The organism is Lutispora sp. (assembly GCF_041687175.1).
Lineage (GTDB): Bacteria > Bacillota > Clostridia > Lutisporales > Lutisporaceae > Lutispora.
In genome coordinates this window covers 30,089-46,902 of sequence record NZ_JAWLCK010000006.1, presented here as the reverse complement: position 1 = coordinate 46,902, position 16,814 = coordinate 30,089, and the positions used below count along the sequence as shown (strand labels likewise).

Sequence of the window (16,814 nt, the reverse complement as noted above, 5' to 3'; positions counted from 1 at the left end):
TCACTCCCTGTATACTTTTCCACTTTTTACATTGAAAATTTTATAATCTAATTTGTCTCCCAAATATAAATTTTCATATTCTGTACAAGTAAGAATTATTTGCACATTTTTTATAAATGAAATTAAAAAATCCTGCCTGTTTCTATCCAACTCAGAGAAGACATCATCAAGCAGTAAAATAGGCATAGACCCTATTTCATCTTTTATATAATACATTTCGGAAAGCTTCAAGGATAAGAGGGCTGATCTTTGTTGTCCCTGGGAGCCATAGTTTCTTACTTCTTTATCATTTATATAAAGATTCAATTCGTCTCTATGGGGTCCATAGTTGGTTATGCTGCGCCTTATATCTATATCCCTGGCCTCTAAAAGCTTTTTATAAAATGCTTCTTTTATACCTTTAATATCATTTTTACCTTCACCTACAGAAGGCATGTATTTTAAATGAAGATTTTCTCTGCTGCCTGATAGTTCCTTATTTATTTCCCATGCCTTCTTATCTATGCTGTTCAGGAATATTTGCCTTTCCAGTATTATTTTCGAACCATATTCCACTAACTGATTATCCCATATATCCAAAACTTTTTCTATGGATTTTTCATTTTTATTATTGCTCAAAAGCATATTTCTTTGAGCCAAAACCTTTAAATACTGACTCAGGTTATAATAATATTTTGGTTTTGTCTGAGATAATATGGAATCAATAAATTTTCTTCTTTCTGATGGACCTTCTTTAATAATTTTCATATGATCGGGAGAAAAAATAACTGAATTAAGCTTACCGATTATATCGCTCTGTTTTTCAAGTCTTATTCCATTTATCTTTATCTGTTTCTTTTGGTTTCTCTTTAATACATAATCAATATCATATTTAAAATCATCTTTATTAAATCTTAGGCATATCCGGCAATCCTTTTCATCCCACTTTACCAACTCATTATACTTATTGGTTCTGTGGGATTTACCCATGGTAAGCAAGTATATTGCTTCTACAATATTCGTTTTCCCTTGGGCATTTTCACCATAAAATATATTTAAACCTGGATTAAATTCTATATACTCTTCACTGTAATTTCTAAAATTTAGCAAAAATATGCTCTCAATATTCAATAAAAGCACTCCCTGACAGTTAAACTATCTTGTATTTGCGTCCACCCAATTCAACTATATCATCGACTCTCAATTTTTTTCCTCTTGCTCTTTCCACTTCTCCGTTTACCATTACTCTGCCTTCCATAATAATATTCTTTGCTTCTCCTCCTGTATTTACCAAGCCTGTAAATTTAAGAAATTGATCTAGCTTTATAAATTCTGTATCTATTTTAATTTCCAACAAATAAATCACCTTCTTTTATCTTCTGCGAACAGGCAACACTAAATATAAAAATTCAGAATCCTTTAAGGGCTTAATTATACTAGGGCTTACACTTGTTGTAAACTCCACCACGATTTCTTCTCTATTTATAACTCTTAATGCATCGATTAAGTACTTGGGATTAAAAGCTATTTCTATATCATCCCCGGTTTTAGATATATTTATCTGTTCATGGACATCTCCATTATCGCTATTGGATTTGATGTTCATCATATCGTCATATATTTCAAATTTTATACTATTATTGGAATCTTTAGCAAATAATGCCGCTCTATCACAAGCATCCAGCAGGTTTTCCTTTTTTAATACAATCTTGGTTTTATATTCTGTTGGAAGCAGCTGCTTGTAATTTATGAATTCGCCCTCAAGTAGTCTGGAAACAACTGTTGTTTCTCCTATATGAAAAAGTATTTGATTTCTGGAAATAAAAATACTCACTGGATCTTCAGTATCGTTTAATATCTTTCCTATTTCTACCAATGTCTTTCCAGGTATTACAGCTTTAAAGTTTTCATCATTCAAGGCACTTGCAACCCTGACAGCCATTCTGAATCCATCCAATGCTACCATGGTCACCTGATTACCATCAACTTCCATTAAAACGCCTGTCAGTATTGGCCTTATCTCATCATTTGAAACAGCTACTATAGTTTGTTTTATCATCTCCTTTAGCATAGAGCTGGTTAAACTCAGTCCCTTTTCCCTGCTTACACTAGGAAGTTCAGGAAATTCTTCTGTAGAGAAGGATAAAACTTTAAATTCAGAATTTTCACTTTTTATGTAAACAAAATTATCTATGGTCTCTATTTCCACATCTGAATCAGGAAGTTTTCGTACAATTTCACCGATTATTTTTGAAGAAACTACAGTGCTTCCTTGTTCTATAACATCTACACTTGATGTGGTTTCAATACCCATTTCCAGATCTGTTGATACAAGGGTCAACTTGCCATTTTTAGCTTGGAATAAAATGCCTTCCAATATAGGAAGAGTAGTCTTAGAAGGTACAGCTTTTTGAACAATATTTATGCTTTCAAGCAGAGTCGATTTATCTGTTATTATTCTCATTTGTGGATAACCTCCCGTTTTTCTAATTAAATAAATAATATTAAATATAATATTAGTAATAGTAATAGGGCCTGTTAATTTGTTAAAAAGTTGATATAACAGTCAAATAGCTTAATTTTAACTGTTGATAGTTTGTTGAAAAGTAAAGCTTATTCTAACATTACTGTTGAATAGCTTTTTTGTGGTCTTTAAATATCAACAACTTATATGCAGTTTATCAACAATTAATTAAGTACTTTCAATTTTCTTTATAAGATCATTTATTATGTTTTTCAATTCAGGATCTATTTCCATGTCTGCAGATATTTTGTCATAAGCATGCATTATAGTAGTATGATCTCTTCCAAATTCCTCACCGATCTTGGGTAGAGAAAGGTCAGTCAATTCTCTGCAAAGATACATTGCAATTTGTCTTGGGTATACAATGGATTTTGTTCTCTTTTTTGCATTAAAATCTTCGATTTTAATATTGAAAAATTCCCCAACCTTTTCTTTTATAAGAGTTGGAGTGATGAACTTAGGTTTTGTATTAGATATTATATCTTTTAAAGCTTCTACTGCCAGTTCTTCATTTATTTCTCTGTTTGTAAGAGATGAATATGCTACTATTCTTATCAGGGCCCCCTCAAGCTCTCTTATATTGGATAAAATTTTCTTTGCTATATAAAGAAGCACATCATCAGGTATGACAAGATTCTCTAGTTTTGCTTTCTTTTTTAATATTGCAATTCTGGTTTCTAAATCTGGAGGCTGAATATCTGCAATAAGGCCCCATTCAAATCTAGACCTGAGCCTGTCCTCTAGTGTGGGAATTTCTTTGGGCGGTCTATCACTTGAAATAATTATTTGCTTATTTGCTTCATATAAAGAATTGAATGTATGGAAAAATTCCTCTTGCGTTCTTTCCTTGCCAGCAATGAATTGAATATCGTCAACAAGAAGTATATCAATATTTCTGTATTTGTTTCTAAACTCAATATTTCTATCATCTCTGATTGAATTTATTAATTCATTAGTGAAAGTCTCTGATGATACATATACGACCTTTGTTTTCTTATTCTGATTTAAGGCATAGTGGCCTATGGCATGCATTAGATGGGTTTTTCCCAATCCTACACCTCCATATATAAATAGAGGATTATAGGCTTTAGCCGGAGATTCAGCTACCGCCACAGAAGCTGCATGTGCTAGTCTATTGCTGTTGCCAATAACAAATGTATCGAAAGTATATCTGGGATTTAAAGAAGTATTGATCACTTCGTCCCCCTCTTTTTTTCCAGTGTTATCGTTGCAGCTTTGAGCATCTGCTTCTGTTTCATTGACTGTGAATTTTATATCAAAATGTTTGGAAGCAACCTGCTTTAAGGCATTCTTTATAAGAGTGGCATATCTAGTTTCTATGATACCCTTAGTAAAATCGTCTGGAACATGAAACAGTATCATATCATCTTTAATAAGTATAGGTGTTATAGATTTAAGCCAAGTATTAAAACTTACTTCTGTCAATTCTACTTTAATAATTTCAAGGGTTTTGTCCCATATCTCAAAATTCTGGGGGTTCATTTCCATCCTCCTCATAGTGCATATTAAAAAAGCATAGCAACTAATCAAAAAAAGCATTGTGTATAAAAATATTGATAAATTGTTAATATAATATTAAAAATATTTTTGTCCACAAACGGGGCAAAAAAATATTAACATTTTTAACATATAAATATTAGTTGTTTTTGTTAGATTATTGACTAATATATTAAAATTAATACACAAAATATATTAGTTATGCACAAATTTATACACATCTTGTGCATAAAAAAGTAGGTTTCGTAAAAATATAAAAGTTATACACAACCCCAAACTAATATTAACAAATTAAGAAGGGGAATTCAATTGGATTTTGAAAGTTATCCACAGCAAATAATCTTATATTGAAATTTATAATGAACAAAACAAGATTTGTCTTAAATTTCTTGACAGTAAATATTAATATATATATAATTTTAATGTACGGTGGCGTATTATGCTTTATATGCATATTCATATACATGTAATCGTTGGGGGGTGTAGCAATGCTAAGGACATATCAACCTAAGAAAAGACAACGAAAGAAAGTTCATGGTTTTAGACAAAGAATGAGTACTTTGAATGGCAGACAGGTTTTGAAAAGGAGAAGAAGAAAAGGTAGAAAGAGATTAACAGTATAAGGCCGCTTATTGTGGCCTTTTTCTCTACATGCCTCAATTGTGGAGGATGACTATGAATATCCCCGAAAAAATAAAGAAAAATTACTTGTTCAGAAAGGTTTATTCAAAAGGAAGATATTATGCTGAGACTTGCTTAGTGCTTTATGTTTTAAAAAATGATGAAGATACTACTAATAAGGTAGGGTATTCAGTAAGCAAAAAAATAGGCAACAGTGTAAAACGGAATCGAGTTAAAAGATTGATGAGAGAAAATTTTAGAAAGATTAGTGATAAAATAAAACCAGGATATCTCATTGTGTTTACAGCGAGGCCTAAGAGCAGTGAAGCGAGCTACTATGACATTGAAAGAGAAATGATAAACGCTATGAAGAGGGCCAGATTATTCAAGGAAGATGTTAAGAAATGAAATATGTAATTATTCTTTTTATCAGGGCATACCAATTGATAATATCTCCCATGGGCCCGGGAAAATGCCGATTTATTCCAACTTGTTCGAATTATACTCTTGAAGCCGTAAGAAAATATGGGAGTATAAAGGGAACTTTTTTGGGAATAAAGAGAATATTGAAATGCCACCCATTTAATCCGGGAGGGTATGATCCGGTACCATAAGATATGTGGTTTTGCCTGGAAGGCCGTTAGTTCTAGTTGTGTATCATTTTAATATAGCACTAGTCTAATATTAGGGGGAGATGTTTTGTTTGATATAATTTCTAGACCGTTTGGTGCGTTACTTAGGATAATATTTGATTTTACAGGAAGTTATGGTTATGCCATAATACTATTTACTATTTTGACTAAAGTCCTATTATTACCCGTCAATATTAAGCAGACCCAATCAACCAAGAAGATGAATGAAATCAATCCAAAGATGAAAGAGATACAGACTAAATATAAGGGTAATCCGGAAAAGATGAATGAAAAGCTAATGGAGTTATATAAGGAGCATAACTATAATCCAGCTTCTGGTTGTTTACCGATTCTTATACAGCTTCCCATTATTATAGCTTTATTCGGTGTTCTGCAAAATCCTACCAAGTTTGTATTTACTCCCGAAGAATTCGATGCTATAGCTAAAAGTTTCTGGTGGATTGCAGACTTAGGAAAACCGGACCAATTATATATTCTCCCTGTTTTATCAGCAGCTACCACTTATTTTCAGACAGCTATGCTCTCTGCAAAAGGAAATGTTGATTCTTCAATGAGAACCATGAATATTGTAATGCCATTGATGATTGGATGGTTTACTCTAAAATTCCCCTCAGGTATAGCTTTATATTGGGTAGTTGGTAATATACTAACTATAATACAGCAGTATTTTATGACCAAGGTTAATATTGGTCATAAGGGAGGCGAGAAATAAATGAAATGGGTCGAAAAAACGGCTAAGACTATTGATGAAGCTGTTGAGATGGCTTTACAGGAACTAAATATAACTAAGGATAATGTAGACATAGAGGTATTGGAGCAGCCTAACAAAGGTTTGTTTGGATTGATAGGTACCAGACTTGCTAAGGTTAGGGTCACTATAAGAGAAGAGCAAAAAGAAGAACTTCCTATTGTAGAAAAAATAAACAATGAGGAAGATAAAAAAAAAGAAAAGGATATTGCCTACAAGTTTTTGCGTGAAGTCCTCAATTGTATGGATATAAAAGCTGAAATAAAGATAAAATATAAAGAAACAGGCCTTTATATCAATCTTATCGGTCCCAGGATGGGAATGATAATAGGAAGAAGGGGACAAACTTTAGATTCTTTGCAGTACTTAGTCAGTCTTGTGGTTAATAAAAATAAAGGCAAGGACGAATATGTAAGAATTGTATTAGATACAGAAAACTACAGGAAGAAAAGAGAAGAAACTCTTGTGAGGCTTGCAAACAGACTTGCCGAAAGAGTTGTTAAAACAAGAAAAAAAGTTGAATTAGAGCCGATGAATCCATATGAGAGAAGAATAATACATTCAACTTTGCAAAATCACCCCTCTGTTTTTACATATAGCGAAGGGGAGGAGCCTAATAGGAAGGTTATTATTGCGTGCAAATAACCCAGTATGAAAATACTGGGTTTATCATATTTGATTTGAAAGAGGTGATAGGGTGCTGGATGATACTATTGCTGCCGTAGGAACTGCTCCAGGGGAAGCGGGTATTGGAATAGTAAGGATAAGCGGTAGGAAATCACAGGAAATATTAGGCCAGATATTCAGAGGCAAAAAAGTAAAAGATATGAATGAAATGCCGTCCAGGTATATGACCTATGGTTTCATATATGATGATGAAGGGAAAAAAATAGATGAAGTTCTTGCTGTGATTATGAGAGCACCATATTCCTATACAGGAGAAGATGTGGCTGAGATACATTGCCATGGGGGTATGATATCCATAAGAAAGATTATGGATCTTGTACTGAAAAAGGGGGCTAGAATGGCAGAAGCAGGAGAATTTACCAAGAGAGGTTTCCTAAATGGCAGAATTGATTTAGCCCAATCAGAAGCAGTAATTGATATAATCACTGCAAAAACTGATGAAGGCCTTGAAAATGCAATGAATCAACTCCAGGGAGAGCTTTCTGTGAAAGTAAAAAATGTTATGGATATATTGCTATCCATGTTGGCCCATATTGAAGCTGCTGTTGACTTTCCAGAGCATGATATTGAAGAAGTAACTGCTGAAAACTTAAAGATAAAGGGTATGGAAGCAATGGGTATACTTAAGGAGCTTCAGGATACCTATTATGAAGGCAAGATTCATCGAGAAGGACTTAGCACAGCCATAATAGGAAGACCCAATGTAGGCAAGTCCTCTTTACTCAATCTGCTTCTTAAGGAAAACAGAGCCATAGTTACAGACATCCCAGGTACTACAAGGGATATTATTGAAGAGTACCTGAATATTAAGGGTGTGCTTATTAAACTTATAGATACTGCTGGTTTGAGAGAGACAGAGGATATAGTAGAAAAGATAGGTGTAGAGAGAACAAAGGAAGCGTTGAATAAAGCTGATTTAGTTGTTTATATAGTGGATGCCTCAAAGGAATTGACTTCTGAAGATATGGCTATAGCGTCATTGATAAAGGATAAAAAAGTTATAATAGCTGCCAATAAGATAGATAAGGGAATTGAGGCCAATTTGGAGATGTTGGCGGAGACATTTAACAAGGATAATATAATAAAGATGTCTGTAAAGGATAAGATAGGAATTGACCTATTGGAAAATGCTATTTATGATATTGCATACAGCGGCAGTATTAAAAGCAAATCCAGTGCTGTAGTATCCAATATCAGGCATAAGTCCCTTATAGATAAGGCTCATGAAAGCATTGGAAAGGCTTTGGAAGCCATAGATGAAGGCATACCTGTAGATTTGATATCGGTAGATATAAAAGATGCATGGAGTTTTCTGGGAGAGATAACGGGAGATACGGTGGAAGAGGATATAATAACTGAAATCTTCAGCAGATTTTGCATAGGCAAATAAAGTAGGTGATAACATGGAATATTATGGAGGAGAATATGATGTAATAGTTATAGGCGCAGGACATGCAGGCTGCGAGGCTGCTTTAGCGTGCGCCAGAATGGGTATGAAAACCCTTGTAACAGCTATAAATCTGGATAGTATTGCCATGATGGCCTGCAACCCATCACTTGGAGGACCTGCCAAGGGCAATTTAGTAAGGGAAATTGATGCCCTGGGCGGAGAAATGGGTATAAACGCAGACCACACTATGATACAGATAAGGACTTTGAACACAAAAAAAGGTCCTGCTGTAAGAGCATTCAGAGCCCAAATAGATAAGAAGATGTATTCGGAAAGAATGAAGTGGGTTCTTGAGAATCAGGAGAATCTATACATTAAACAGACCGAAATAGTAGATATACTGGTAGAGGATAGGAAAGTAACAGGAGTTATAACAAACCTAGGAGCCAGATATGAGTGTAAGGCTGTAATAGTAGCTACAGGGGTATATTTGAACGGTAAAATAGTAATAGGTGATGTGAGCTATGAAGGGGGACCAAATGGTCTTTTTCCTGCTAAAGGACTATCCAAAAGTTTAAAAAACCTTGGCTTTGAATTGAGAAGATTCAAGACTGGTACTCCAGCCAGAATAGATGGAAAAAGCGTTGATTTTAGCAAAATGATGGAGCAGCCAGGGGATGAAGAGATGAAGCTCTTTTCTTTTGCATCAAAAAATATAGAGATAAGACAAAACAGCTGCTATCTAACCTATACTAACGAAACTACCCATAAGATAATAAGAGATAATATTCATAGATCTCCCCTTTATACAGGTGGTGTTGAAGGCGTAGGCCCCAGGTATTGTCCTTCAATTGAAACCAAGATTGTTAATTTTCCTGAGAGGGAAAGCCACCAAATTTTTATAGAACCAGAAGGATTAAATACCAGGGAAATGTATGTCCAGGGATTGTCATCCAGTTTACCTGAGGATGTACAGATTGACATGCTCAGATCCATAAAGGGTTTAGAAAACTGTGAGATGATGAGGACTGCCTATGCTATAGATTATGACTGCATAAATCCTCAAGATCTGAAATTAACTTTAGAGGCTAAGCATATAGAAGGGTTATTTTTTGCTGGGCAGATAAATGGGAGTTCAGGTTATGAGGAAGCGGCAGCCCAGGGGCTTATGGCAGGCATTAATGCAACTTTAAAGCTTAAAGGAAAAGAACCTTTGGTATTGGACAGATCTGAAGCTTATATAGGCGTTCTTATAGATGACTTAGTAACAAAAGGTACAAATGAACCCTACAGAATGATGACATCCAGAGCTGAATACAGGCTGATTTTAAGGCAAGACAATGCGGATCTTAGACTTACCCAAAAAGGCTATGAGGTTGGGCTTGTGACCGAAGATAGGTATAGGGATTTTGTTAGAAAGAAAGAGAATATAGAAAGAGAAATTGAAAGATTGAAAGGCAAGTCTGTAAATCCCAATGACAGAGTAAAAGGTTTTTTGGAAAAGTATAATAGTGCAGATATAAAGAGCGGTATAACTCTATATGAACTCCTGAAGAGACCGGAGATAACATATGCATCATTGGCGGAAATAGATGAAAATATGCCTGATTTGGATGATCAGGAAGCTGAAGAAGTGGAAATATTGATTAAATATGAGGGCTATATTAAAAAGCAGTTGATGCAGATTGAGCAGTTTAAGAAACTGGAAGGTAAAAGGCTGCCCGATGACATAGATTATAAAGGTATAAAAGGCCTTTCTACAGAAGCTCAGCAGAAACTATCAGAGGTAAGACCTTCAAATATTGGGCAAGCATCCAGGATATCAGGTGTATCTCCTGCTGATATTTCTGTGTTATTGGTATATCTGGAACAATTGAGAAGGAGATAGGGTTTGTATGGATAATTTAGATGTTTTGGATAAGGGATTAAAAGAGTTAGGTATAGATACAGACTCAGAAAAGTTAGGTAAACTCATAACTTTCAAGAACATTCTATTGGATTGGAATGAAAAAATTAACCTTACTTCAATAACAGATGAAAAAGAAATATTCATAAAACATTTTATAGACTCAGCCACATGTCTTTGCCCCGGATTAATTAAGAGCGGAAGCAAAATAATTGATATAGGGACGGGGGCTGGCTTTCCTGGAGTGGTTATAAAAATATTAAAAGAAGATGTAAGTATGACTTTGTTAGACTCTTTGAACAAAAGAGTTGTTTATTTGAGAGAAGCAGCAGATAAGCTAGGTTTAAAGCAAGTAGACATAATACATGGTAGAGCGGAAGAATATGGAGTAAAGAAGGAGCATAGAGAGAAATATGATATAGCTTTATCGAGAGCTGTAGCTCCTATAAATGTATTAGTAGAATACTGCATTCCGTTTGTAAAAAAAGGAGGTTACTTTATATGTCAAAAAGGCCCATCCTACAAGGATGAGCTGGAGGAAGGGAATAAAGCCATTGAAATACTGGGAGGAAAATTGGAAAAAGTGGAAGGCTATTTATTGCCCTATAGCGATATAAAACATTATATACTGCTTATCAAAAAAATAGAAAATACTCCGACAAAATATCCAAGAAAACCTGGAAAACCCTCATCAAACCCAATAAAATAATAGAACATTGGTAGAACTTAATAGATATTTGACATAATATGAAGGTCAAAAGTAATGGTTAATAAGAAGGAACACAATGAACAATGGCGAATAAATTAGATAGGCAATCCATAAGATTTTGGGGAATATATATTTCTGTTTTTGAACGATATTCTAATCACTTGGGATTTAATCCCCAGTGAATGTTAGTCGAGTCTATACAAGGTGAATTACCCGCAAGGCAAGAGAAGGTGCTCTGGGCACTGGACTTAGAGCGGGCTAGTTCAGTGTTAAATGTGTAGGGGGATGATGAAATTGAATGAGAACAAATCCATAATCAATATACCTATAGAAAGTATTGCGCCTAATCCATACCAGCCTCGCAAAAACTTTAATAATATATCTCTGGATGAGCTTTCAGAGTCTATTAAATCATATGGTGTGCTCCAGCCTATTAATGTGCGAAAAATTGGAGAAGATGGCTATGAATTGATTGCTGGAGAAAGAAGGCTGAGAGCAGCTAAGATAGCCGGCATGAAGGAAATACCCGCAATTGTTGTAGAAGTGGTGGAACAGGATTCTGCAGTAATCGCACTCATAGAGAATCTGCAAAGGGAAGATTTAAACTTTCTTGATGAAGCAGAAGGATATTATAATTTGATTCATGATCATGGTTTGACACAGGAGGAATTATCCAGGAAAGTAGGAAAAAACCAATCAACAATTGCCAATAAATTGAGACTGTTGAGATTGCCTCAAGAAATCAAGAATGAAATTTTGAAAAATAAGCTTACAGAAAGACATGCAAGAGCATTGTTAAAACTTCCAGATGAAAAGCTTCAGCATAAGGCTATAAAAACTATAGTAAAAAAATCATTGAACGTAAAAAAGACTGAAGAGCTGGTAGAGAAGTTTTTGGATGAAATTGCAGTTACTAAGGAAAAGCCCGCAGAAAAAAGGATAAGAGGCAAGATTAACTATAATATTTATGTGAACACCATAAAGAATACATATAAACAAATATTGAAGACCGGATTTAAAATGCAATATAATCAGGAAGATAAAGGGGACTATATAGAGATAAATATAAAAGTACCAAAAGTATAAGACAGAGCTTAGGCTCTGTTTTTTAATTGTGAAGAAAGTATACTTTACTTCACAATGGGGAGTGCAAGGGGGAACTCCCCCTATCGTCTAAGGAGGGTGTTCCCCATGAAGACCACAAAGGAATATTCCAGGCAATCTACTTAAAGATCATATCTTATTTAAAAGCGTCAATATGCCCATTATTATGAACAATATTCCTGCTGCATTTTGGATGTAATTAGGCGGAACATACTTTGTTATATATGTACCAGCAAATACTCCTAAAACAGAAGAACATATTAAAGCCAAAGATGCACCTATAAAAACAAGAATAGGCGAATTATTTTTTGCAGTCAAGAGCATGGTCTGCAATTGTGTCTTATCCCCTAGTTCAGCAATAAAGACACATAAAAATGTGGAAATGATTACCTTTAACATTCTAATCCTCCCGTATTGCAGATAATATGAGCCCAAGTATTGAGGCAACAATGAAACCTATAAAGCCGCCCCACAAAACAGTGAGTATAAAAATACTCTTGTCATAAAGAATTGTATTCTGGTTTATAATTGCTCTCCCTATGCCAATGGATAAAAACACTGGAACAGAGCTGATTACTGATGGAATGTCATTGTGCTTAAAAAAGTCTATCCAAGCAAATATTCCCCAGACAAATCCTAGACAAATGCATTTTGAGTAAATTTTCTTATACATAAAGCCCACCTTCACAATTCTTTCTATAATAATATTCATTTTGACTTTAATATATTATCACTTTGTATTAATATAATTATATGGAGAAGGTGAGGTGTGGATTATGTCGAAATCAATTGCAGTTTTTAATCAAAAAGGTGGGGTAGGTAAAACAACAACGGTAATAAATCTATCTGCATGCCTTGCCAGCCTTGGTAAAAAGGTTTTAATGATAGACATTGACCCCCAAGGCAATACCACAAGCGGCATCGGTATTGATAAGAACAGTCTAAAATACACTATATATGATGTATTGATTAATAATATTTCTCCTAATGAATGTATACAACCTACTGAACAGGAAGGATTGTATCTAATACCAGCCAGTGTACAGTTGGCAGGGGCGGAAATAGAGCTTACTTCTTTACAAGGTAGGGAACTTAAGCTGAGAGAGTGCATATCAGGAATAAAGGGAAATTTTGATTACATATTCGTAGACTGTCCTCCATCCTTAGGACTTCTTTCGGTGAATGCTTTATCTGCAGTGGATAGCGTTTTAATACCTATTCAGTGCGAGTATTATGCTTTGGAAGGAGTAAGCCAACTGATGAACACTTACTCCCTGGTTAAGAAAGGCTTAAATCGAAACCTGGAAATAGAGGGAGTTGTACTAAGTATGTTTGATGGCAGGACCAACCTTTCAATACAAGTAGTAGAAGAAGTTAAGAAATACTTCAAGGGAAAAGTGTATAGGACAATGATACCGAGAAATGTGAGATTAGCTGAGGCACCGAGTCATGGTCTTTCAATAATTTCATATGACCCCAAGTCTAAAGGAGCAGAAGCATATCTTGAACTTGCTGAAGAATTTATAGAATTGTCAGAGGAGGCGATATGATGGCTAAGAAGGCTTTAGGCAAGGGTTTAAGTGCTCTTATTCCAGACAATCCGGAAGTGGATGACGAAAGCAGTATACTTCAATTAAAGATAACTGATATAGAAGCTAATGAAAATCAACCAAGAAGAAAATTCGACGAAGAAGCATTAACCAGTTTAGCGGAATCAATAAAAGAACATGGTATTGTTCAGCCTATAGTAGTAAGAAGAGAGGGAACAGGATATCAAATAGTGGCAGGAGAGCGTAGATGGAGGGCAGCTAGAATAGCTGGGCTGAAAATGGTTCCTGTAGTAGTGAAGGATTACAGTGATTCCCAAGTCCTTGAAATTGCTCTTATAGAAAATTTACAAAGAGAGGACTTAAATCCTGTTGAAGAAGCTAATGCCTATAAAGTACTGATGGAAGAGCATTCCCTTTCTCAAGATGAGATTGGCAAAAGAATAGGAAAGAGCAGATCAGCAATAACAAACTCTTTGAGATTGTTGAATCTTCCATCACAAATAATAGAATATTTAGTTTCAGGTAAACTGACAGCTGGACATGCCAGGGCATTATTAGCTTTTCAAGATGATAATAAGAAAATTGAAGTTGCCAATAGAATAATCAATGAAAATTTGAATGTAAGACAAGTAGAGAAATTAGCAAAGGAAAAGCAGAGGATTAAGAAGCCTAAAACTAAATCTGCAGAGATATGTGATATTGAGGAAAGACTAAGAAATATTCTTGGGACAAAAGTTACTATAACCCACAGTAAAAAGAAAGGGAAAATTGAAATAGAATACTATGGTATAGATGATCTGGATAAAATTTTAAATATACTGGAGAAACAATGACCTTTTTATTTCGTTTTAGAGCTATTTTAATTTATTATCTAATATCTAAACATTAGAAAATACAAAATATCGTTAAAATCAAAAATTTTAGCTTTGGAGGGTATTTCATGAAACAATATATTTTAGACTCCTTTGTCTCAAAAAAAGGAGGAGGAAATAAAGCTGCTGTTGTCCTAGATGATAAAGGCCTCACTGAAAAAGAAATGAAAGATATTGCAAGATATAATAATCTTTCTGAAACTGCCTTCATAAGCATGAAAAAATCAAGCTACCCTGATTTTACTATCAGATATTTTACTCCCACTGAGGAAGTGGATATTTGTGGTCATGCCGCGCTGGCTTCCTTTTATATATTGGACAAGTTGGGCTTTTTAAAAGGTGATGAAGCTTTTCATTTGACTAAAGCTGGCAGATTGAAGGTGATTAGAAAGGAAGATATTTTTTTAATTGAAATGAAGGAACCGGAAATAGCAGGTTATGCGGAAATAGACGATGTTGAAAGAATAACTAGTTTAAAGAAAGATGATATAATTCCAGATATGAATGGAAAAATATCCATAGTGTCCACAGGATTAAAGGATGCTATAATAGAAGTTACCGATTTGATGATTTTGAAGAATATGAAAATAAAAAAAGAAGAAATGATTGCCTTCTGTAATAGTAAAAGCATAGTGGGAGCTCATGTTGTTTCACGTGAAACATTAGAAGAAGATTCTGATTTTTCCTGTAGAAATTTCGCTCCTGCCTATGGAATAGATGAAGAATCTGCCACAGGAACCTCTAATGCTTCTTTGGTGTTCTACATAAAAAACCTGGCGATAAACAAAATAAGGAAGAATCAATTTAAGATAGAGCAAGGTTATTTTATGGATAGTCCTAGCAACATTTATGTGTTTAATGATGAAAAAGAACCAAACAGACTGTATGTGGGTGGAAAGGCTCAGATTATTGAAACCCAACAGCTAAACTATTAATGTTTCACGTGAAACATTAATAGAAGGAGACTAATATTCAGTGTTAAATCTAGAAGATGAGGTAAAGGTATGAACTTATTAGAATTAGTAAAAGATAACCAAATAATCATATTAGTTTGTGTCACAGCCATTGGGTTATTATTGATATGGAATATTATTTTGTCTGTTAGTTTGTCCAGGTTAAAGGGAAAGTACAAAAAAATGATGAGGGGAAGTACAAACAAAAATCTGGAGCAAATGATGGTGGATTTTATGTCCAGTGTCGATTCTTCGATGGAGAGGGTACAGATGCTGAATCAAGAAATAATTCACCTAAAAGAACAAACTGACAGATGTATACAAAAGGTAAATATAACAAGATATAATGCCTTTTCTGATACAGGATCAGATATGAGCTATTCAATAGCTATGCTGGATAATTATAATAATGGAGTCATATTGACATCTATATATGGTAGAAATGAATCTGTCACATATGCCAAACCCATTGAAAGCGGTAACTCAAAATATCCATTATCTGTGGAAGAAGAAATGGTCTTGGACAGGTGTTTGAAAAACAAAAGATAGTATAATACCACCTCGCTAAAGGGATAATAACCTAGAGGTGGTATTATGATTATTGCGATAGAAAAAGGTCTCGAAAACATCAAAGAACAATTGGAAAGCAGAGGTTATGAATGCTTTTATATTGGTGAAGGCGGTGCAGCAGATGCAGTTATATATAAGGACAAAGATTCCCATCCCTATTTCGAGGTGAACAAGTCTTCAATGATAAACGCATACAATTCACTCAATTCAACATTACCAGGAGCATTATTAATAAATGCTGAAAATAAAAGCATGGATGAAATAATAAGGATATTGACAACTAGAACATATAGTCCTTTATTTTAATCATATTGTTTGAAAGATACTTTCTGTGTTTTTGCTTTCCCCATCAATATCCGCGGCTACAGAAGAATTAGGACCGAAATACTTCCATAAGTTATATCTTATTCCGCTGGATATTATATTAGCCAGGTTCATGACAAGACTTAAGCGGGTGTTCTGGAGTACAGCTATTTCCATAAAGCCACTAACATTGACAATGCCCGTAATACTTATATGGCCTACTGAAGGAAGTTTCTTGTTTACACCTGCGCCAGGAGATAAAGGTCCTTCCTTTATACTTATAAAACCGATTCTATCCACTTTACCTAGACAAGCATCTATGGCTATTATAAAAGGATTGGTATAGATATTTAATTTATCAATATACATTTCCAGGTTTTTTGCATGCACCGGTTCATCTAGGGATCCTAAAACATGTACATTTTTTAATTTCATATCTTTCAGTTTATAACCTACCAAAGGTCCCAGACAATCTCCTGTTGATCTGTCTGTTCCAATGCATAAGACAACAGTATCAGAGTAGCTGTTATTATAATTTTTTTTGAAAACTTCTTCGAAATAGGAAGAGAAATATATAAATGAAAAAGGTTTAGATATATCAACTGATCTTTCAAATATGCTCATATCCTGTACTCCTTATAAAATTATCAATTTAAGTATTTCCAAAAAACCATATTTGAATACAATATTAAAATGCTAAAAGGGATATAAAATGATATAATCAGTG

Annotated in this window: 21 protein-coding genes; 14 read left to right on the top strand and 7 right to left on the bottom strand. The window is 34.3% G+C overall.

All coding sequences use genetic code 11. From position 1 onward, the window contains the following. From recF to dnaA, 4 genes are all read right to left on the bottom strand, one after another. The gene (gene recF / locus ACESM9_RS02250) at positions 1-1,110 is read right to left on the bottom strand and encodes a DNA replication/repair protein RecF (RefSeq protein WP_372994859.1); all 1,110 of its coding nucleotides are present in this window, start codon (positions 1,108-1,110) and stop codon (positions 1-3) included. Positions 1,111-1,129: 19 nt separating this feature from the next. Then, positions 1,130-1,336: a S4 domain-containing protein YaaA gene (gene yaaA / locus ACESM9_RS02245; protein ID WP_372994857.1), complete on the bottom strand. Its 207-nt coding sequence runs from the start codon at positions 1,334-1,336 to the stop codon at positions 1,130-1,132. Positions 1,337-1,351: 15 nt separating this feature from the next. After that, positions 1,352-2,443 carry a DNA polymerase III subunit beta gene (gene dnaN, locus ACESM9_RS02240; RefSeq protein WP_372994855.1) on the bottom strand — a complete coding sequence of 364 codons (1,092 nt, stop codon included), beginning with the start codon at positions 2,441-2,443 and terminating at the stop codon, positions 1,352-1,354. A 228-nt stretch (positions 2,444-2,671) separates the two neighbouring features. Then, on the bottom strand, positions 2,672-4,006 hold the full coding sequence (gene dnaA / locus ACESM9_RS02235) for a chromosomal replication initiator protein DnaA (protein ID WP_372994853.1): 1,335 nt from the start codon (positions 4,004-4,006) through the stop codon (positions 2,672-2,674). Positions 4,007-4,509: 503 nt separating this feature from the next. Here dnaA and rpmH point away from each other — a divergent pair. The 9 genes from rpmH (at position 4,510) to noc (ending at position 11,821) form a co-directional block, all read left to right on the top strand. Then, entirely contained in the window at positions 4,510-4,644 is a 135-nt protein-coding gene (gene rpmH, locus ACESM9_RS02230) for a 50S ribosomal protein L34 (RefSeq protein WP_372994851.1), read from the top strand. 52 nt (positions 4,645-4,696) lie between these two features. Then, on the top strand, positions 4,697-5,050 hold the full coding sequence (gene rnpA / locus ACESM9_RS02225; protein WP_372994849.1) for a ribonuclease P protein component: 354 nt from the start codon (positions 4,697-4,699) through the stop codon (positions 5,048-5,050). Continuing rightward, the gene (yidD, locus tag ACESM9_RS02220) at positions 5,047-5,256 is read left to right on the top strand and encodes a membrane protein insertion efficiency factor YidD (RefSeq protein WP_372994847.1); all 210 of its coding nucleotides are present in this window, start codon (positions 5,047-5,049) and stop codon (positions 5,254-5,256) included. The genes rnpA and yidD overlap by 4 nt, the downstream gene beginning before the upstream one ends. 85 nt (positions 5,257-5,341) lie before the next feature. Continuing rightward, positions 5,342-6,007 carry a YidC/Oxa1 family membrane protein insertase gene (locus ACESM9_RS02215; RefSeq protein WP_372994845.1) on the top strand — a complete coding sequence of 222 codons (666 nt, stop codon included), beginning with the start codon at positions 5,342-5,344 and terminating at the stop codon, positions 6,005-6,007. After that, positions 6,008-6,688, top strand: coding sequence for an RNA-binding cell elongation regulator Jag/EloR (gene jag / locus ACESM9_RS02210; protein ID WP_372994843.1), 681 nt, complete (start codon positions 6,008-6,010; stop codon positions 6,686-6,688). Between the two features lie 52 nt (positions 6,689-6,740). Next, positions 6,741-8,120, top strand: coding sequence for a tRNA uridine-5-carboxymethylaminomethyl(34) synthesis GTPase MnmE (gene mnmE, locus ACESM9_RS02205; protein WP_372994841.1), 1,380 nt, complete (start codon positions 6,741-6,743; stop codon positions 8,118-8,120). 13 nt (positions 8,121-8,133) lie between these two features. Further along, positions 8,134-10,008: a tRNA uridine-5-carboxymethylaminomethyl(34) synthesis enzyme MnmG gene (gene mnmG, locus ACESM9_RS02200; protein WP_372994839.1), complete on the top strand. Its 1,875-nt coding sequence runs from the start codon at positions 8,134-8,136 to the stop codon at positions 10,006-10,008. Positions 10,009-10,015: 7 nt separating this feature from the next. Then, positions 10,016-10,735, top strand: coding sequence for a 16S rRNA (guanine(527)-N(7))-methyltransferase RsmG (gene rsmG, locus ACESM9_RS02195; protein WP_372994837.1), 720 nt, complete (start codon positions 10,016-10,018; stop codon positions 10,733-10,735). Between the two features lie 288 nt (positions 10,736-11,023). Next, positions 11,024-11,821, top strand: a complete 798-nt coding sequence (gene noc / locus ACESM9_RS02190; RefSeq protein ID WP_372994892.1) for a nucleoid occlusion protein — start codon at positions 11,024-11,026, stop codon at positions 11,819-11,821. A 147-nt stretch (positions 11,822-11,968) separates the two neighbouring features. Here the strand turns inward: noc and ACESM9_RS02185 are convergent, their stop codons facing one another. After that, the gene (locus ACESM9_RS02185) at positions 11,969-12,238 is read right to left on the bottom strand and encodes a TMEM165/GDT1 family protein (RefSeq protein WP_372994835.1); all 270 of its coding nucleotides are present in this window, start codon (positions 12,236-12,238) and stop codon (positions 11,969-11,971) included. Position 12,239: 1 nt separating this feature from the next. Continuing rightward, positions 12,240-12,512: a hypothetical protein gene (locus ACESM9_RS02180; RefSeq protein WP_372994833.1), complete on the bottom strand. Its 273-nt coding sequence runs from the start codon at positions 12,510-12,512 to the stop codon at positions 12,240-12,242. Between the two features lie 103 nt (positions 12,513-12,615). Here ACESM9_RS02180 and ACESM9_RS02175 point away from each other — a divergent pair, with 103 nt between their 5' ends. The 5 genes from ACESM9_RS02175 (at position 12,616) to ACESM9_RS02155 (ending at position 16,090) form a co-directional block, all read left to right on the top strand. Then, positions 12,616-13,389, top strand: a complete 774-nt coding sequence (locus ACESM9_RS02175; protein ID WP_372994831.1) for a ParA family protein — start codon at positions 12,616-12,618, stop codon at positions 13,387-13,389. Then, positions 13,386-14,222, top strand: coding sequence for a ParB/RepB/Spo0J family partition protein (locus ACESM9_RS02170; RefSeq protein ID WP_372994829.1), 837 nt, complete (start codon positions 13,386-13,388; stop codon positions 14,220-14,222). Before ACESM9_RS02175 ends, ACESM9_RS02170 begins: the two co-directional genes overlap by 4 nt. Before the next feature lie 107 nt (positions 14,223-14,329). Next, positions 14,330-15,196 (top strand): PhzF family phenazine biosynthesis protein, encoded by an 867-nt coding sequence (locus ACESM9_RS02165; RefSeq protein ID WP_372994827.1) that lies wholly within the window; start codon positions 14,330-14,332, stop codon positions 15,194-15,196. A gap of 69 nt (positions 15,197-15,265) precedes the next feature. Then, complete coding sequence (locus ACESM9_RS02160; RefSeq protein ID WP_372994825.1) at positions 15,266-15,763, top strand: DUF4446 family protein; 498 nt, start codon at positions 15,266-15,268, stop codon at positions 15,761-15,763. 45 nt (positions 15,764-15,808) lie between these two features. Next, the gene (locus ACESM9_RS02155) at positions 15,809-16,090 is read left to right on the top strand and encodes a YkuS family protein (RefSeq protein ID WP_372994823.1); all 282 of its coding nucleotides are present in this window, start codon (positions 15,809-15,811) and stop codon (positions 16,088-16,090) included. Here ACESM9_RS02155 and yyaC read toward each other — a convergent pair whose 3' ends face one another. Next, positions 16,091-16,711, bottom strand: coding sequence for a spore protease YyaC (gene yyaC / locus ACESM9_RS02150; RefSeq protein ID WP_372994821.1), 621 nt, complete (start codon positions 16,709-16,711; stop codon positions 16,091-16,093). It lies immediately after the preceding gene. Positions 16,712-16,814: the final 103 nt, after the last annotated feature.